An 18525-nucleotide genomic window follows, 5' to 3' on the forward strand; every position below is an offset into this window, starting at 1 on the left:
CAGTGGGTTCGCGCGCGGTCGTCAATCCGGGAGGATGTGCGGTGTCTTGGGGGTATTTCTGCCGCAGTGGCGGCGTCCACTCGCTTCGAGCCATGTCTCCACCCGTTCGGTTACCTTCCGTGATGGAGCGGTTCTGGAGGGCGAGAGGACGCCTGGCGGCCAGGTCTGGAAGAATCCAGGGATTCTGCGGCCGCGGAGGCCCAGGGGAGCCCGCGGATTCCGGCGATGTGCTCAGGGCGGCGGCGGACTGTCAGTGGGGCACCCTAGACTCGGAGAGCGATGAGCAGCCTCTTTGACGACAGCTTCCTGGCGAACCTCCAGGCCCCCCGGGGGCACGAGGAGGAACCTCCGCCGCCGCCCGAGGACGATCACGGACCGGAGCCGGTTCCGGACGATCTGTTCGGCGGGAAGTTCGACGTGCCACCGGACCGGGAGGCCTACTACCGCAACGGCGCTCCCCGCCCGGCGCTCGACCCGGCCGCGCTCCTGGACGGGCTGAACGAGAACCAGCGAGCGGCCGTCGTCCACTCCGGCAGCCCCCTGCTCATCGTGGCCGGCGCCGGATCCGGCAAGACCCGCGTGCTCACCCACCGCATCGCCTACCTCCTGGGCGAGCGGAACGTGCATCCGGGCCAGGTCCTCGCGATCACCTTCACCAACAAGGCCGCGGGCGAGATGAAGGAGCGCGTCGAGCAGCTCGTCGGCCCGCGCGCGAACGCGATGTGGGTGATGACCTTCCACAGCGCGTGCGTGCGCATCCTGCGCCGGGAGTCGAAGAAGCTCGGCTTCACCTCCTCCTTCTCGATCTACGACGCGGCCGACAGCAAGCGCCTGATGGCCCTGGTCTGCCGAGACCTGGACCTGGACCCCAAGCGCTACCCGCCGAAGTCCTTCAGCGCCAAGATCTCGAACCTGAAGAACGAGCTGATCGACGAGGAGGACTTCGCCGCCCAGGCCGCCGACGGCTTCGAGAAGACCCTCGCCCAGGCCTACGCCATGTACCAGTCGCGGCTGCGCGAGGCCAACGCCCTCGACTTCGACGACCTGATCATGACGACGGTCAACCTGCTGCGCGCCTTCCCGGACGTCGCCGAGCACTACCGCCGCCGCTTCCGGCATGTCCTGGTCGACGAGTACCAGGACACCAACCACGCCCAGTACGCGCTCGTACGGGAACTCGTCGGCACCGGGGCACACGATGAGGACGTACCGCCGAACGAGTACGACCTCCAGCCCGCCGAACTGTGCGTCGTGGGCGACGCCGACCAGTCGATCTACGCCTTCCGCGGTGCGACGATCCGCAACATCCTCCAGTTCGAGGAGGACTACCCGGACGCGACGACGATCCTGCTGGAGCAGAACTACCGCTCCACCCAGACGATCCTCTCCGCGGCCAACGCGGTCATCGAGCGCAACGAGTCCCGCCGCCCCAAGAACCTGTGGACGAACGCGGGCGCGGGCGCCCGCATCACCGGCTACGTCGCCGACACGGAGCACGACGAGGCGCAGTTCGTCGCCGACGAGATAGACCGTCTCACGGACGCCGGCCAGACGAAGGCCTCAGACGTCGCCGTCTTCTACCGCACCAACGCCCAGTCCCGTGTCTTCGAAGAGGTCTTCATCCGCGTCGGCCTGCCCTACAAGGTCGTCGGCGGTGTCCGGTTCTACGAGCGCAAGGAGGTCCGGGACGTCCTGGCCTACCTGCGGGTGCTGGCCAACCCCGAGGACTCGGTGCCGCTGCGCCGCATCCTCAACGTTCCCAAGCGCGGCATCGGCGACCGCGCGGAGGCGATGATCGACGCCCTCGCCCAGCGGGAGAAGATCAGCTTCCCGCAGGCGCTGCGCCGCGTCGACGAGGCATACGGCATGGCCGCGCGGTCGGCCAACGCCGTCAAGCGGTTCAACACACTGATGGAGGACCTCCGGACGATCGTCGAGTCCGGCGCGGGCCCGGCGACCGTCCTGGAGGCGATCCTCGAACGCACCGGCTACCTCGCCGAGTTGCAGGCCTCCACCGACCCGCAGGACGAGACCCGCATCGAGAACCTCCAGGAACTCGCCGCCGTGGCCCTGGAGTTCGAGCAGGAGTCCGGTGAGGGCGAGGAGTCCGGCTCACTCGCCGACTTCCTGGAACGCGTCGCGCTCGTCGCCGACTCCGACCAGATCCCCGACGAGGACGAGGACGGCTCCGGAGTCATCACCCTGATGACCCTGCACACCGCCAAGGGCCTTGAGTTCCCGGTCGTCTTCCTGACCGGCATGGAGGACGGCGTCTTCCCGCACATGCGCGCCCTCGGCCAGACCAAGGAACTGGAGGAGGAGCGGCGGCTCGCATACGTCGGCATCACGCGCGCGCGTGAGCGGTTGTATCTGACCCGGTCGTCGCTGCGCAGCGCGTGGGGGCAGCCGTCGTACAACCCGCCCTCCCGGTTCCTGGAGGAGATCCCGGCACAGCACGTCGACTGGAAGCGGACGGGCGCGACCGCCCCGGTCTCCTCCGGCCCGGCGTCGGGCCTGGCTGCCTCCTTGTCGTCCTCCCGCTCGCGCTCGTCGGCGTCGGGCGCGTCCGGCTTCGCCACGAGCCGCGCCTCCGAGAAGCCGGTGGTCTCGCTGGCCGTGGGCGACCGGGTCACACACGACCAGTTCGGGCTCGGTACGGTCGTGGCGGTGAAGGGCACGGGCGGCAACGCCGAGGCGACGATCGACTTCGGCGACACCAAGCCGAAGCGCCTGCTGCTGCGGTACGCACCGGTCGAGAAGCTGTAACTGCCGGTCACCTACAGCCCGTCCGGCGTTTGAGGACGAGGCCGTTCAGGCCGAAAAAAAAGGGGGGTCTGGGGGCGCGGCCCCCAGCTCTCCTACGTCGGGTCCAGCCCATGACTCCGCAGCCACGGCAGCGGGTCGATCGCTGAACCCCCGCCCGGACGTACCTCGAAGTGCAGGTGCGGCCCGGTCGAGTTGCCGGAGTTCCCGGAGTACGCGATCGGGTCGCCGGCCTTGACCGTCGTGCCGGAGGCGACGCGATAGCTGGAGAGGTGGCAGTACCACGTCTCCGTGCCGTCCTTCGCGGTCACTATCATCATGTTCCCGTACGCACTGTTCCACTGGGTGCGGACGGTGCCGTCGGTCGCGGCCATCACCGTAGTGCCGTACGAGACCGGGAAGTCGATGCCGGTGTGCACGGACATCCAGTTGATGCCGGCCTGGCCGAAGTAGGCGCTGAGGCCCTTCTGCGTCACCGGAAGGACGTACTTCGGGCGCAGCCGCTCCTTGCGGGCCGCCTCCGCTGCCGCCTTCTTCTGCTCGGCCTCCTGCTGGGCCTTGAGGTCCATGCGCTCCTGCGTACGGCTGGCCCGGTCGGCGAAGTCGTCGGCGCCGGCGGAGAGGCTCCGGAGCTGGGTGTCCAGCTTGTTGTTGGCGGCGGATGGTTTCACCGCATGTGCGTCCGACGCGGTCGTCGAGCTGCCCTGGTCGCCGGTGAACGTGCCCACGGAGGCGGCGGCGATACCGGCCACGCCCATCACACACGCCGAGGGCACGGCGATGGTCAGCAGCGCGGACCGCTTGGCGGGCGCACGACGGCGGGAACGGGCCCCGCTGCGGGAGCCCGCGCGCGACGCCGGAGCCGACGTGACCTCTTCCTGCTCGTCGAGGAGCGGGGCCACCGAGGGCAGCTCCCCGGTGGCGTCCGACTGGCCGCCGTCCGGGACGGAAGCCTCGTAGAAGCCGTGCTCGGCCTGCTGCTCGTAGTCGCCGGCGGGCCCGGCGGTCGCGGCCGTGTCGTCGGCCTCGGGACGCTCGGAGTTCCACTGCGTGGCGTCGTATGCGCCGGTGTCGAAGGCCTGGGTGCCCCATTCCCACTGCTGGGTCTGGTCCGCGTGGCCGCCCGGATGGTCGGGCTGCAGCCAGGCGTTCGCATCCCACTGACCTGAGACATCGTGCCCGGTGGCCTGCGGCGGGATGACGGGAAGCGGCTGCTGGTCGGCGGTCCAGACGCTCGTGTCGTACACGCCGGTGTCATAGGCGGCATGGTGCTGTGCCGCGTAGGCGTCGTAGTTCAGGGTCTGGTGGCCGCCCGTGGCCCAGCGGCCGGTGTCGTACGAACCCGTGCTCTCGCCCGGGAGGCTGCCGAACAGGGGGTCTGCGGCGAAGGTCGCGGTGGCATGGCTGCCGGTCGCAAAACCATCGGAGCCGTAGTCGCCGTACGTGGTGAAGTCGCCGTACTGGGCTTCCTGCGTGCCGTAGGACGCGTAGTGCGCCGAGGCGGCGTCGGAAGCCGGAGCCGGGGTCATGGTCCCCGACGGGTGACGATCGTTCACCAACTTCTCTTTCGCCTCGACAACAGGGGCTGGCAGAGCAGTGCGGTGACTGTACCCGGCGGTATACGGGCTCGACAATCTTCAACAGGTTTCGTGCGCGCAGGAAACGGGCATTCGGCCGTGTTTCGGGGGACGACGGGCACGGCTTTGGCCCTGTGTTCGAAGAATGTTCGAGGCCAAATGGCTGTCGCATGGCCGTGCGGATGCTGTCCGGGCGCCGTCCCAGGGCTGTGGGCAGGTTGTGCAGGACGGCGCTGTACGGACGCGGCTGCAGGGGATGGGGTCAGGCCACAGTCAGGCCGCCGGCGTGCGCGGCGGCTTCTGCTCCTGTCCGCTCGTCGTCGAGGGCCTGCCGTATCCCGGTCGCGACGGCGGGGTGCACGGGCAGGGCGAGATGTCCGATACCGCTCACCCTCACGTTCTGCACCAGCAGGTCGGGGTGGTCGATACAGGCGGTCTCCAGCGGGTCCATCAGGTGATCGAGGTCGCTCCAGAAGCTCACGAAGTGCGTGCGGCAGCCCGGCGCGGGCCGGGTCAGCTCCTCGAGCAGCTCCGAGCCGGGGCGCATCTGGCGGACGATCGGGTGCGCGTTCGCCAGCGGCACCACCCGGGTGCCGGAGTGCGGGGTGCCGAGCGTCACCAGCGTGCGGACCCGGATGTCACCGCCCAGTCGCTGCACGTAGTACCGCGCTATCAGTCCGCCGAGGCTGTGTCCGACGATGTCGACCTGCCTGCTGCCCGTGCGCTCGCAGATTTCTTCTATGTGCCGGCTCAGCAACTCGGCCGCGGTGCGGATGTCGCAGGTGAGCGGCGAGTAGTTGAGCGACTCGATCTGCTGCCTGCCGTGCTGGGCGAGGCTGCGGCGCAGCAGCACGAAGACCGAGCGGTTGTCGATGAAGCCGTGCAGGAGGACGACCGGGGGCTTGGTCTCGGTCGGCAGTTGTGCGGCGCCGTCCGCCGACGGGAGCGGGACCGATGACCCTCGGCGTTCCTGCGTGACGCCGGAGGGATAGAGGAGGAGATGTCCCGCGAGGATCGCGAGTTCCAGGGCGGTCGCCTTCAGCAGGGCCAGGGAGAGTCCCGCCAGCCTGCTCGGTACCAGTCGCTGGCAGAGCGGGAGAAAGGGCAGTGCCGCCCTCGTGACCTTCATGGCCGACCTCCTGTCGGCACGCAGGAGGACGCCTCTGTCCCCCGTGTGCCCTCGTGGGAGGCCGCGAGGAAGGCGGTCGGCAGCCCTTCACGGCGTCGTCGACACGCCGCATCGCCACGGCGCGCGGCCTGCGGCGCGGTGGTGCGGCGACCTCTTTGCGGCTCCCCTTGCGCGTGTTCCCGCCGGAACGGTGCGCGGTGAACGTGTCCCATTGTGTGATTTCCCCCTCTGTCTTCACCGCGAAACTGCCGGTTGCGGGATGCTGGCGATAACGTTCGTTCACTTTCCCGGCCGGTTCGGGTACCCAGTACTTGTCGGTAGGGATGGATGCAGTCGCTTCATGGAGGCAGTGATGGGTGTGGCAGCCGGTCCGATCCGCGTGGTGGTGGCCAAGCCGGGGCTCGACGGCCACGATCGCGGGGCCAAGGTGATCGCGCGTGCGTTGCGCGACGCCGGCATGGAGGTCATCTACACGGGTCTCCACCAGACCCCCGAGCAGATCGTCGACACCGCGATCCAGGAGGACGCCGACGCGATCGGGCTGTCGATCCTCTCCGGTGCCCACAACACGCTCTTCGCCGCGGTGATCAAGCTGCTCAAGGAGCGGGAGGCTGAGGACATCCTGGTCTTCGGCGGCGGGATCATCCCCGAGGCGGACATCGCTCCGCTGAAGGAGCAGGGCGTCGCGGAGATCTTCACGCCCGGGGCCACGACGCAGTCGATCGTGGACTGGGTCCGGGCCAACGTCAGGCAGCCGGCAGGGGCTTAGGCCTCCGCCGGTGCGACCGTCGTCTGGTGCGGGTGGGATGGGGTGGCCGGCCCTGGGGGCTTGGCCCCCAGACCCCCTTTCGGCCTGAACGGCCTCGTCCTCAAACTCCCCCACTCTCGGCTTCGCTCGAGCGGGGGGACCCCCGCGACGGGCTGAAATGCGCTGACCGGCGCCGAAGCAGTGCCGGAGAGCGCCGCAACGGACAGGCCCTACGACCTCAGCTCCTCCGCCATCGCCGCCCGCAACCGCAGGGTCGTGACCAGGCGCTGGAACGCCTCCGCCCAATAGCCGCCCGCCCCGGGTGACGCGTCCTCCGTCTCGTCCGGTATCGCCAGCAGGCCGTCGAGGCGGCTCGCTTCGGACGGGTCGAGGCAGCGTTCGGCCAGGCCCATCACTCCGCTGAAGCTCCATGGATAACTCCCCGCGTCCCGCGCGATGTTGAGTGCGTCCACCACGGCCCGCCCGAGCGGCGCGGACCAGGGCACCGCGCACACCCCGAGCAGCTGAAATGCCTCGGACAGGCCGTGTGCCGCGATGAAATCGGCCACCCAGTCGCCCCGTTCGGCTGCGCCCAGCGTGCCGAGCAGCTTGGCGCGCTCGGCCAGCGACACCGCGCCCGGACCGCCGGCCTCCGGGGCGGACGGATTTCCGAGGAGCGCACGGGCCCACTCGGGGTCCCGCTGCCGCACGGCGGCCCGGCACCAGGCCGCGTGCAGTTCGCTCTGCCAGTCGTCCGTCACCGGCAGTGCCACGATCTGCCCCGGCGTACGCCCGCCCAGGCGCGTGGACCAGGTCTCGAGCGGTGTCGCCTCCACCAACTGCCCGAACCACCATGATCGTTCACCCCGTCCTGCCGGAGCCTTGGTCACGACACCGTCGCGCTCCATGCTCGCGTCGCACTCGTGCGGAGCCTCAACGGTGATGATCGGTGAGTCGCCCGTGTGGTCGACGGCCACGCAGGCCGCGGCCCTGAGGGCCATCCGCGCGGCGAGCGCCGAACCCGGCAGTGCGGAGAGCAACTCTGCTGCCGTCGCCCGCACGTTGCGACTGCGATCGGCCAGCGCCTGTTCCAGAAACGGCTCGTCCTCGGGGCCGAGTCCCGTGCGCAGCGAGTCGAGGAACATCAGTCGGTCCTCGGCCCGTTCCGTCGACCAGGTCGTGGCGAGCAGTTCGCGGGCGGCGGCGGGCTCGCGGGCGCGTATGGCGGACAGAAGCGCGACCCGCTCGGCGAACAGGCCTTCCTCCCACAGGCGCCGAGTCCGCTCCGTGTCCTCGGGGCGCGGCAGGGCGGCGCCCCCACCCGGGGTCGCACGCAGGGCGAACCGCCAGTCGGGGTTCAGCCGGGCGAGCCACACGGCGCGCGGCCCTGCGAACGCCAGCGCCGCCGACCGCAGATCCGTACGCCCCCGGGCCGCGTCCAGCAGCGCGGGCAGCGCCTGAGGGGGTGCCGCGAAACCGCGGGCGTTCGCCGCCGCGAGCCACTGCGGCAGCAGCTCCATGAGGTCCGGTGCCGTGCCCCTACGGCCGCCACCGCCCGTGCCCGGCCGGTCGGCCAGCATCAGCGCGAGCCTGCGGGCCGCCGCGGGGGGCAGCGCGGGCCGTGGGTCCTCGGCAGCCGGCTCGGGCCGTGCGGCCGCCCGCGCCGCCCGCAGCCCGGCCCGCCGCCGAACGGTCTCCGCAGCCGCCGCGTCCAGCAGTGCCGCCGGCGCCTCCCGCCCCGGCGCTCCGCCCGGCGGGGTGCGCCGCTCCGTCCCGAGCAGTGCCGCCGTGACGAGTTCCTCCCAGGCGCCCGAGGCGGGCGCATCCACCGGCGTGGACGTCCTGTTCATGCGGTTCCTTTCCGTGAGGGCCCGCCCCCTGTGGGCGTCGTACGGCGGTCCCCGGACTGTTGGGTCAGCACAGCCGCACCGTCTCTCCCGCCCCCTGTGGCCACGCCGTCAGCGGAGTGAAGCCTCGGTGGCCGCACTCCCCGAAGACCTTGACCGGGGCGCCGCCCGAGAGGGCGACCAGCCGCCAGAGGCCGGGGCGGGTACGGGCAGTGGGAGTCAGTGGCAGCGCAGCGTCCGCGTCGGCGTCCGCCAGCTGCCAGGAGTCGCCGTCCGGGACCGGTATGACCCGGTCCAGCGTGACCGGGACGGAGTCCAGCCAGGGGTCGTCCCGCAGCGCCTCGCCGTAGCGGGCGGCTGCCTGGGCCGCCGTCACTCCCGGCGGCCGTGTCACCGACGGGGCCGGTGGTGCGAACTGTTCGCCCAGGGCCGCCCGTAGCTGCCCGGCACCCGGATAGGAGGACACCTCGGCGTCCAGGGTCAGCCCGACGGGCAGCGCCAACTCCGGGGCGCGCCCAGCGGCGCCGTAGGAGAGGAGGAGCGCGGTGCGGTCCGAGTCCGTGCCGTGCAGCCAGATTCTGCGGGTCGTGAGGCGTGCGTCCGCGGTGTCGTACCGGGCGAGGACCAGCCAGCGGTCGCGCAGCGGCGGGCCGTCCGCCGTGCCGGGCAGACCGATCCGTGAACGCACCGTGGCCGCCAGGCCGTCCGGGAGCTGTTCGCGGTGCAGCCAGCCCTGGTCGAGGAGATGGAGCAGCGCGCATTCCTCCAGCAGGCGCACCGGCCAGCCCGGCCCGGACGACGGGATCGCCCCCAACTCCCGCACCCGCGCGGCCAGTCCAGGGGCCTGGGCGTCGACCATGCGGGCCGCGGTCTCCTCCCACAGCCCGTACCCCGCCTGCTCCGCGCTCGCCAGGCCGCCGCGCAGCAGATCCGCCAGGCGCTGCTCCAACTCGGTCGCACCCGCGGTGATCCGCTCGGCCCTGCGCTCCGCCCGGCGCCGCGCGGCCTCCGGATCACCGGACCCGGACGGTGAAGCGGACGCACCCGCCGTCCGCTTCTGCTCGGCGCGCTGCCTTCTCCCCGCTATCCACTGCTCCGCCCAGTCCGGCACCTGCCCCGCCGGCACCGCACCGTCCCCGCCCGCCCAGAGCAGCAGCAGCCCGAGCGCGTGCTTGCACGGGAACTTGCGGCTCGGGCAACTGCACTTGTACGCGGGGCCCGCCGCATCCGCGATGTCCACGACCGTCTGATACGGCTTGCTGCCGCTGCCCTTGCACTGCCCCCACACCGTCCCCTCGTCGGAACTCCCCGCCTCGGACCACGGCCCCGCCGCGCCGAGTTTGCTGCCCGCTTTGCGTGACGCGGCGTCAGGCGCCAGCGCCAGCACCTGATCCGCGCTCCAGCGCACCCCCTGCTGAGTCATGCCATCGAAGGTAGATCCCGCCACTGACAATCGGTCCTGCGAGCGCCCTGGCACAGGAGTTTCCGCAGGTCAGAAAGGATTGTCAGTGGCGTAGTGCAACGTGGATGCCAGATCCGAACCGGCCGAGCTGGAGGGGGCCTCAGCCATGTCTGTGTCCGTGGAACCGACGATCGTCGAAGCAGCCGAAGTACCCGCGAAAGAGCCGGCAGAGGCGTTGCGGCCGCACGCCGAGGACGCCTTCGCCGGTGAACTCGCCGCGCTGGCCGCGCAGGACGACCGCCCGCGCCCGGCCCGCTGGAAGCTGTCGCCATGGGCGGTGGCGACGTACCTGCTCGGCGGCACCCTGCCGGACGGCACGGTGATCACACCGAAGTACGTGGGCCCGCGCCGCATCGTCGAGGTCGCCGTCACCACGCTCGCCACCGACCGCGCCCTGCTCCTGCTCGGCGTGCCCGGCACCGCGAAGACCTGGGTGTCCGAGCACCTGGCCGCGGCGGTCAGCGGCGACTCGACGCTGCTCGTGCAGGGCACGGCGGGCACGCCGGAAGAGGCGATCCGCTACGGCTGGAACTACGCGCAGCTGCTGGCGAACGGCCCGAGCCGGGCCGCCCTGGTGCCCAGCCCCGTCATGCGGGCGATGGCGGAGGGGATGACGGCACGGGTGGAGGAGCTGACCCGTATCCCCGCCGACGTCCAGGACACGCTCATCACGATCCTCTCCGAGAAGACGCTGCCGATACCGGAGTTGGGGCAGGAGGTGCAGGCCGTCCGCGGCTTCAACCTGATCGCCACGGCCAACGACCGGGACCGCGGGGTCAACGACCTCTCCAGCGCCCTGCGCCGCCGCTTCAACACGGTGGTGCTGCCGCTGCCGGAGAGCGTCGAGGCCGAGGTCGACATCGTCTCGCGCCGCGTCGACCAGATCGGCCGCTCGCTCGACCTGCCGGCCGTGCCCGACGGCGTCGACGAGATCCGCCGGGTCGTGACCGTCTTCCGCGAGCTGCGCGACGGGGTCACCTCCGACGGGCGTACGAAGCTCAAGTCGCCGAGCGGCACGCTGTCGACGGCGGAGGCGATCTCGGTGGTCGCCAGCGGACTCGCCCTGGCCTCCCACTTCGGTGACGGCGTGCTGCGGGCCGGTGACGTCGCCGCGGGCATCCTCGGCGCCGTCGTCCGCGACCCGGCGGCCGACCGCGTCATCTGGCAGGAGTACCTGGAGGCGGTCGTCCGTGAGCGCGACGGCTGGAAGGACTTCTACCGGGCCTGCCGTGAGGTGAGCGCGTGAACGACCTGGGGTGGGGCCGGTCGGGCGGGAGCGGCGGAAACAGCGGGAACAAGGGACCGGGCGGGGGCCAGGGATCGGGCGGATCGGTGTGCAGGGCGCACGAGGACGGCGTGAACGGCGGGGACGGCAGCGGCCTGGAGGGCGCCCGGAAGGCATTCGGCGGCCGCATTCGAGGGGCGCGATGACCAGGACGACGAGGGGGACGGCGTGACAGGGACGGTGAGGGGCGGGAGCGGCGCGGCCGGTGGTGGGCCGCTCCTGCTCGGCGTACGACACCACGGACCCGGCTCGGCACGAGCGGTACGGGCGGCGCTGGACGCTGCCCGGCCCCGGGCCGTGCTGATCGAGGGGCCGCCCGAGGCCGACGTACTGATCCCGCTCGCCGCCGAGGAGGACATGCGGCCGCCGGTCGCACTCCTCGCCCACGCGGTGGACGAGCCCGGCCGCTCGGCGTTCTGGCCGCTCGCCGAGTTCTCCCCGGAGTGGGTCGCGATCCGGTGGGCCCTGGAGCACGACGTACCGGCCCGCTTCATCGACTTGCCGGCCACCCACACCCTGGCGTGGAGCAAGGACACGGAGGGCGAATCCGGCGGGGGCGCGGGTGACGGACGCGAGGGCGGCGTCGATACGGCCGGGGGCGGTGCGTCCGATGCCGACGCCGGGCGCGGGGGCGTGGGCGGCGACGGGGCCGAGCGCGGGGCCGACGCCGGGGCAGAGCCCGGAGCCGGATCGCAAGCCAACTCCCGTACCGGTCCTGTGGCAGCGTTCGGGGACAGGCCAGACGCCGGCCCCGGCGCGGGGGCCGACACACGAGCCGACGCTACGGCCGGATCGAACGCCAAGGCCGAGGCCGATGCCGAGACCGGGGCCGGCGCCGATGTCACCCCGGATACCGACAGCCGTGCCGACGCCGATTCCGGTACTGATTCCGGTGGTCGGCCCTCTGCCGACAGGTCGGCCGTGGAGACCGACGTCCGTATCGACCCGCTCGCCGTGCTCGCCGAAGCCGCCGGATACGACGACCCGGAGCGGTGGTGGGAGGACGTCGTCGAGCACCGGGGGGTGGGAGAGGGGGACGCGTTCGCGCCGTTCCTGGTGCTCGAAGAGGCCATGGGGGCGTTGCGGGAGGCGTACGGCAGCGGGGGCCATGACCGGGATCTCGTACGGGAGGCGTACATGCGACTCCAGGTGCGGGCAGCGCAGCGGGAGTTCGGGGACGCGGTGGCTGTCGTGTGCGGGGCCTGGCATGTGCCCGCGCTGCGGCAGAAGACGGCCGTCGCCGCCGACCGGGCGCTGGTGAAGGGGCTGCCCAAGGTCAAGACGGACATGACATGGGTGCCTTGGACGTACAGGAGACTGTCGCGGGTCAGCGGGTACGGGGCGGGCATCGAATCGCCGGGCTGGTACGGGCATCTGTTCGCCGCCCGGGACCGGCCGGTCGAGCGGTGGATGACCAGGGTGGCCGGGCTGCTGCGGGGCGAGGACCGGATCGTCTCCTCGGCGCATGTCATCGAGGCGGTGCGGCTGGCGGAGACGCTTGCCGCGATGCGGGGCCGCCCGTTGCCGGGGCTGGGCGAGACGACCGATGCCGTGCGCGCGGTGATGTGCGAGGGCTCGGATGTGCCGCTGGCGCTGGTGCACGACCGGTTGGTCGTGGGGGATGTGCTGGGGGAGGTGCCGCGTGCGGCGCCGGCGGTGCCGTTGCAGCGGGACCTGGACCGGATCCAGCGACGACTGCGGCTCAAACCGGAGGCGCTGGAGCGGGAGTTGGAGCTCGACCTGCGCAAGGAGACCGACGCGGGCCGCAGCAGGCTGCTGCACCGACTGCGGTTGCTGGGCGTGGCGTGGGGCGAACCGGTGGCTTCGCGGGGGAGCACGGGCACGTTCCGGGAGACATGGCGGCTGCGCTGGGAACCGGAGCTGGCCGTGAGGGTGGCGGAGGCCGGGGTGTGGGGCACGACGGTGCTCGCCGCCGCGACGGCCAAGGCGGAGGCGGACGCCGTCGCCGCACAGGCCCTGGCCGATGTCACCGGACTGGCCGAGCGCTGTCTGTTGGCCGAACTCCCCCGAGCGCTACCGGTGGTGATGCAGGTCCTGGCCGACCGGGCCGCACTCGACACGGACGTCGGCCACCTCGCGCAGGCCCTGCCCGCCCTGGTCCGCTCCCTCCGGTACGGCGATGTACGCGGCACGGACACAGGAGCGCTCGCCGGGGTCGCCGCGGGCCTCGCCGAGCGGATATTCGTCGGCCTCCCCCCGGCCTGCGCGGCCCTGGACGCGGACGCCGCCGAGGAGATGCGGCGCCATGTCGACGCGGTGCACGGGGCGGTGGGGCTGCTGGGCGACGCGCCCGCGCCGGACCACCGCGACCTGCGGGGCCGCTGGCACTCGGTTCTGCGCGTGCTGTCCGTCCGGGACACCGTGCCCGGTGTGGTCCGGGGGCGGGCCGTACGGCTGTTGCTGGACGAGGGGGAGTTGGGGCAGGACGAGGCGGCGCGGCTCATGGGCCTCGTGCTGTCGCCTGGGACTCCGCCGGGGGATGCCGCCGCTTGGATCGAGGGGTTCGTCGGCGGAGGGTCCGGCGGCGGAATGCTCCTCGTGCACGACGAGCGGCTGCTGGGGCTGGTCGACTCCTGGCTGACCGGGGTGCCGGCGGAGGCGTTCACGGACGTACTGCCCCTGCTGCGGCGGACGTTCTCGGCGTACGAGCCGGGGGTGCGCCGGACGCTGGGCGAGCTCGTCCGGCGCGGACCGGGGGAGCGGGGGAGCGTCACGGCCGCCGGCTCCGGCATACCGGGCTTCGCGGCCGACCTCGACCCCGGGCGCGCGGACGCCGTGCTGCCGGTGGTCCGGCTGCTGCTGGGCCTGGACGGACCGAGCGGCCCGAGCGGAGTGGAAACGGACATCGACAACGATCTTGCGGGGGTGACGGGATGACGAAGGACGGACTGACGGAAGCCCAGGAGGACGCCGGCGCAACGGCCGTCGGCAGGAACAGGAACGGCAACGGGAATCGCAGCAGGTACGGGGGCGGGGCGAAGGACCGTCCGACGGTCGCCGTCGCCGTGATGCCGCTCTGGGACCGGCCTTGCACGGGGGTGTGCCGATGACGGCGGAGGCGATGGACCCGGCAGCCCCGGCGCAGGAGCGACTGCGACGCTGGCGGCTGGTGCTCGGGGGCGACGCCGCCGACGGCACGGGATGCACTCTGTCGGGGCGGGACAGCGCGATGGACGGGGCGTTGGCCGCGCTCTACGGGAAGGGCGACAAGCAAGGGCAGGCGGTGCGGGACCGGTCGGCGGGACTCGGGGCGTCGGCGCCGTCGGTGGCGCGCTGGCTCGGGGACATCCGGACGTACTTTCCCTCCTCCGTCGTCCAGGTCATGCAGCGCGACGCCATCGACCGGCTCGGGCTGTCCGCGCTGCTGCTCGAGCCGGAGATGCTGGAGGCAGTGGAGGCCGACGTCCACCTCGTCGGCACCCTGCTCTCGCTCAACAAGGCGATGCCGGAGACGACCAAGGAGACGGCGCGGGCCGTGGTGCGCAAGGTCGTCGAGGACCTGGAGAAGCGGCTCGCCGCCCGTACTCGGGCCACCCTCACCGGAGCCCTCGACCGCAGCGCCCGGATCAACCGGCCGCGCCATCACGACATCGACTGGAACCGCACCATCGCGGCCAACCTCAAGCACTACCTGCCCGAGTACCGGACGATCGTGCCGGAGCGGCTCATCGGCTACGGGAGGGCGTCCCAGTCCGTGACGAAGGAAGTCGTCCTCTGCATCGACCAGTCGGGGTCGATGGCGGCATCCGTGGTCTACGCGTCCGTGTTCGGGGCGGTGCTCGCGTCCATGCGGTCGATCAACACGCGACTCGTCGTCTTCGACACGGCGGTGGTGGACCTCACCGACCAGCTCGACGACCCGGTGGACGTGCTGTTCGGCACGCAGCTGGGCGGTGGTACGGACATCAACCGGGCACTCGCCTACTGCCAGTCGCAGATCACCCGGCCCGCCGAGACGGTGGTCGTGCTCATCAGCGATCTCTACGAAGGCGGGATACGGAACGAGATGCTCAAGCGGGTCGCCGCGATGAAGGCGTCCGGAGTGCAGTTCGTCACGCTGCTTGCGCTCTCGGACGAAGGGGCGCCGGCCTATGACCGGGAGCACGCGGCCGCGCTCTCCGCGCTGGGGGCACCGGCGTTCGCGTGCACGCCCGATCTCTTCCCCGAAGTGATGGCGGCGGCCATCGAGAAGCGACCGCTGCCCATACCTGACACTGCATGACCGGACACGACACGGCATGACCGGAAAGAGCGCGACCAGGCTGACAGGGAACGGTCGCTGACGATTTGTCGATGCATCGTCGCCCGACTTCGCCCAGCAAAACGGACATGCCTACCCATCGGTAACAGGGGGCTTGCGCAACCTCGGGAGGGCCGTGCGAGGATCGATGCCTCATCAGCGGCGCGCCGTTGCGCCGCCTCGTCCGTACCGCACCGCGTCGCGCCGACTGGTAGCTCGTTACGGCTCGTTACGTGAAACTCGTTCCGCCGCACGGGAGGACCACCCCCTCTTGACCTGGCCAGCCGCCTTGCCCGGTGCCGCTCTGCGCGTGATGCGCACGGCGGCCGGACGGCGTGCGCTGCAAGTGGTTCTGCTGGTGGGCGGACTGTTCGCGCTGGGGTTCCTCTGCGGGGAACAGGCGCACGCGGCGGAGCAGGCGCCGGCCGCCACCTCCTCGTCCGAGGTCCTGCCGACCGCTCCGGCGGACGGCGTCCGGGCGTCGTTGACGAGCGACGCGGTCGCCACGGCTACCCGGCTCACGAACAAGTCGGCCGCCACGGTCGGCCGACTGACGAGCACTTCGGCCACGCCGCAGCCCCAGCCGTCCGCTTCGGACAAGCCCAAGCCGACGACTCCCGCCGCACCGGCACCGGTCCCAGCACCGGCACCGGCCGATCCCAAGCCCGCCCCGGATCCCGGCTCCCTTCCCGCGACCCCGGGCGCAGCCGGTCAGGTCCTTGCTCCGTTGACCGGTGAGCTCGTCCGCTCCGTGGGTGATCGCGTCCTGCAGCCGGTCGGTGGTCCGGTGGAGGCCGTGACCGCCGGGCTGGGCAGGGTGGCCGGGCAGATACCGCCGTTGGCGCCGTTGTCCTCCCTGCCGGGGGTGCCCGGGCCCCCGTCGATGCCGGGCCTGCCCGAACTGCCCGGCTTCCCTTCATCACCGGGGCACATACTTCCCGCGCCCGTCGCCCAGGCCCCGCAGCCGGGTGTCGCAGGGCATCCGGGGACGGAAGGCCCCGTCGACGACAGGCGCTCCACAGCGGCCGCGAGCGGTGCGGCGCACAGGCCGCGCCTCGTCGTGGACGTGACCGCGGGCGACGCCACCGCCGTGCAGGGCAGCGGCCGACGGGCCGGTGCCGGGTACACCCCGGCGCACCAGACCCCCGACGGCGACCCGGCCGGTGTTCCGGCCAACCGGGCCGCGGTCGACAACGGCACCCCGAGGCACGGTGACGCACACGCCGTCGCCCTGAACCACCGGCCGCTCGTGCGGCTCGTGCCCGGCGCCGCCGTTCGCGCCGCCGCGGCCGGTACCCGGGACAGGCACCGGGACATTCCCGTATTCCCCGGCTAGGGCAGGCCCTTCCCCCGCCACGGACCTGCCGCGCGGGGGTGGAGCAGGTCTGCCCGCCCGTCCGGACACCCCTTCGTTCTCCGGACGCAAGCCGCCGACTCCGCTGGTCCCGACTCCCCGGACCAGGACCGGACGCGGCGCCGGAATTGTCCCCAAGCCTTTCGAGGAAGCCCCGGAACTCCCCGGATCTCCCCTGAGATCAAGGAGCGCGGAGCTTCCAGGGATCTAAGGATCTGACGCACGCATGAACAAGAACATCCGCCGCTCCATCGTCATAGCCGCCGGTGTCACCGGCGCATGGGCGCTCGGTTCCGCCGTCGCCAGCGCTGACGAGTTGCCCTCGTCCTCCCTGTCCGTGTCCGACACGACCACCGATCCCATCTCCGATCCGGCCACCGACGCGACCGTCGACTCCGGCAGCACCCTCGGCGCGCTGACCGACACGGTCACCGGCACGGTCGACGGTGTCGTCAGCGGCGTCCAGCACACCGTCTCCGGCGTCACCGGGACGGCCGGCTCCACCGCGGCCAGGGCGACCTCCACGGTCACCGGCGCGGAGAAGACGACGCCCGGCGGCACCGCCGAGCAGGCCCGCAGGTACGTCGACGCCGAGGTGTCCGCCCCGCAGGCGGTCAAGAAGGCCTCCAAGGTCAAGGGCGCCGCCGCCATCCAGGGCGCCAAGGCCGCCCGCGCCGCGCAGGCCGAGGCGAAGGCCGCGGCCACCCAGGGCGCCACCACCGTCACCGACACGACCTCCTCCCCACAGGGCGAGGTCGACTACCTCTTCGGCCCCCTCGCCGCCTTCGCACCGGAGCTGGAGCAGGCGCTGGCAGCCGCCCAGACGAAGCTCCAGGGCATGCAGTCGGCGGCCCGCACCCAGGTGCAGGGCGTCGACGGCGTCGTACGGACGAAGGCGCAGCAGACCATCGCGGGCGCGGGCCGCACCGCGGTGGGTGTCCAGGGGCGCGCCGCGGGCGTGACGGCGCTTGCGCTGGGCGAGGCGGGCGTCGTAGGGACGAAGGCGGAGCAGGCCCTCGCGGGCGCGAGCCGCACCCCGGCGGGCGCCCAGGGCCGTGCCGCGGGCGTGACGGCTCTCGCGCAGGGCGAAACCGGTGCCGTGGCCGGCGCCGCCCAGTCTGCCGTGGCCGCGGTTCCCGGCCATGTCACGGGCACGGTCGGCGGGGTCGAGCAGAAGGTCGTCGGCACCGTGAAGAACGTTCCCGGCACGGTCACCCCGGTCGTCGCGGAGACGGCCGCGGCCGCCGTGCCGCCCCTCGCCGGCCACGCCGTGCAGGGCGTGACGCCGGTCGCCGGCCAGGCGGTGGCGGGCGTCGTCCCGGTCGCCCGGCAGACCGTCGGCGGGGTCGCGCCCACCGTCACCCACGCCGTGGACGGGGTGACGCCGTTGGCCACGGGCGCAGTGAGCGGCGTGCTGCCGGTCGCCACCGGCGCCGTGGACGGCCTGGCACCGGTCGCCACCGGCGCGGTGCACGGTGTGCTGCCTGTCGCGGGCGGCGCCGTGACCGGGGGCGGGCGGACCGCCGGTCACGCCGTCGGCACCGCGACGGCGCTGGCGTACGGCATGGTGGCCGACGTCCAGCCGGTCGCGGACGGGGTCGTCGAGGGCGTGCAGCCGGTGGTCTCCCACACGGTGCGGGGCGTCCAGCCGGTCGCCGCGGGCGCCGTGGAGGGCGTGCAGCCGGTGGCGGGAGGTGTCGCCCAGGGTGTGACGCCCGTCGCCGGCGGCGCGGTGTCCGATGTGCGAGCCGTCGCCGGTGGCGCCGTGTACGGCGTGGCGCCGGTCGCCCGTGGTGTCGTCGCGGACGTGCCGTCGTACGCCACCGGCCTGGTCGGTCAGGTGAGCGACGACGCGACGGGCGCCGTGCTGCCGCCGGTCGTGCACACCGCCGTGGACGGCGTACTGCCGGTCGCCGGGCAGGCCGTGGCGGACGCGGGCGGGCTGGCGTACGGCGTCACGGGCGACGTCCGGCCGTTCGCCGGTGGGATCGCCGACGACACGGCGCCGCTCGTGTACGGCGTGGCCGGTCATGTGACCGGTCTGGGGTACGGCGTCGCCGGGCAGGTGCCGCAGTTCGCGGAGGGTGTCACCGGGGCTG

General features: G+C 72.5%; 11 protein-coding genes. 7 read left to right on the top strand and 4 right to left on the bottom strand.

Features of this window, described 5'->3' with window-relative positions:
• Positions 1–279 precede the first annotated feature (279 nt).
• Positions 280–2766: a DNA helicase PcrA gene (pcrA, locus tag ACWCRD_RS10860; RefSeq protein WP_450965534.1), complete on the top strand. Its 2487-nt coding sequence runs from the start codon at positions 280–282 to the stop codon at positions 2764–2766.
• 92 nt (positions 2767–2858) lie between these two features.
• Here pcrA and ACWCRD_RS10865 read toward each other — a convergent pair whose 3' ends face one another.
• Both ACWCRD_RS10865 and ACWCRD_RS10870 read right to left on the bottom strand, forming a co-directional pair.
• Positions 2859–4319, bottom strand: coding sequence for a M23 family metallopeptidase (locus tag ACWCRD_RS10865; RefSeq protein WP_450965535.1), 1461 nt, complete (start codon positions 4317–4319; stop codon positions 2859–2861).
• 283 nt (positions 4320–4602) lie between these two features.
• Positions 4603–5469, bottom strand: coding sequence for a lipase family alpha/beta hydrolase (locus ACWCRD_RS10870; protein WP_450965536.1), 867 nt, complete (start codon positions 5467–5469; stop codon positions 4603–4605).
• Between the two features lie 352 nt (positions 5470–5821).
• On the opposite strand from ACWCRD_RS10870, the gene ACWCRD_RS10875 reads away from it, so the two are divergent.
• Entirely contained in the window at positions 5822–6238 is a 417-nt protein-coding gene (locus ACWCRD_RS10875) for a cobalamin B12-binding domain-containing protein (protein ID WP_450965825.1), read from the top strand.
• Between the two features lie 209 nt (positions 6239–6447).
• Here ACWCRD_RS10875 and ACWCRD_RS10880 read toward each other — a convergent pair whose 3' ends face one another.
• Positions 6448–8067: a DUF5691 domain-containing protein gene (locus ACWCRD_RS10880; protein WP_450965537.1), complete on the bottom strand. Its 1620-nt coding sequence runs from the start codon at positions 8065–8067 to the stop codon at positions 6448–6450.
• 64 nt (positions 8068–8131) lie between these two features.
• Entirely contained in the window at positions 8132–9487 is a 1356-nt protein-coding gene (locus ACWCRD_RS10885; protein WP_450965538.1) for an SWIM zinc finger family protein, read from the bottom strand.
• A gap of 145 nt (positions 9488–9632) precedes the next feature.
• Between ACWCRD_RS10885 and ACWCRD_RS10890 the strand changes: the two genes are divergently transcribed.
• From ACWCRD_RS10890 to ACWCRD_RS10910, 5 genes are all read left to right on the top strand, one after another.
• Entirely contained in the window at positions 9633–10772 is a 1140-nt protein-coding gene (locus tag ACWCRD_RS10890) for an ATP-binding protein (RefSeq protein WP_450965539.1), read from the top strand.
• Positions 10773–10979: 207 nt separating this feature from the next.
• Positions 10980–13709 (top strand): DUF5682 family protein, encoded by a 2730-nt coding sequence (locus ACWCRD_RS10895; protein WP_450965540.1) that lies wholly within the window; start codon positions 10980–10982, stop codon positions 13707–13709.
• A gap of 169 nt (positions 13710–13878) precedes the next feature.
• Complete coding sequence (locus ACWCRD_RS10900; RefSeq protein WP_450965541.1) at positions 13879–15054, top strand: vWA domain-containing protein; 1176 nt, start codon at positions 13879–13881, stop codon at positions 15052–15054.
• A 289-nt stretch (positions 15055–15343) separates the two neighbouring features.
• On the top strand, positions 15344–16408 hold the full coding sequence (locus ACWCRD_RS10905; RefSeq protein WP_450965542.1) for a hypothetical protein: 1065 nt from the start codon (positions 15344–15346) through the stop codon (positions 16406–16408).
• 244 nt (positions 16409–16652) lie between these two features.
• A partial coding sequence (locus tag ACWCRD_RS10910) for a hypothetical protein (protein ID WP_450965543.1) occupies positions 16653–18525 on the top strand: 1873 nt, incomplete at its 3' end.

The sequence above is a fragment of the Streptomyces sp. NPDC002092 genome (genome assembly GCF_053593775.1).

Excerpts from the sequence above, each read along its gene's own strand:
- ACWCRD_RS10880 (WP_450965537.1), bottom strand. The coding sequence starts at position 8,067 with ATGAACAGGACGTCCACGCCGGTGGATGCGCCCGCCTCGGGCGCCTGG.
- ACWCRD_RS10870 (WP_450965536.1), bottom strand. The coding sequence starts at position 5,469 with ATGAAGGTCACGAGGGCGGCACTGCCCTTTCTCCCGCTCTGCCAGCGA.
- ACWCRD_RS10890 (WP_450965539.1), top strand. The coding sequence starts at position 9,633 with ATGTCTGTGTCCGTGGAACCGACGATCGTCGAAGCAGCCGAAGTACCC.
- ACWCRD_RS10885 (WP_450965538.1), bottom strand. The coding sequence starts at position 9,487 with ATGACTCAGCAGGGGGTGCGCTGGAGCGCGGATCAGGTGCTGGCGCTG.
- pcrA (WP_450965534.1), top strand. The coding sequence starts at position 280 with ATGAGCAGCCTCTTTGACGACAGCTTCCTGGCGAACCTCCAGGCCCCC.
- ACWCRD_RS10900 (WP_450965541.1), top strand. The coding sequence starts at position 13,879 with ATGACGGCGGAGGCGATGGACCCGGCAGCCCCGGCGCAGGAGCGACTG.
- ACWCRD_RS10875 (WP_450965825.1), top strand. The coding sequence starts at position 5,822 with ATGGGTGTGGCAGCCGGTCCGATCCGCGTGGTGGTGGCCAAGCCGGGG.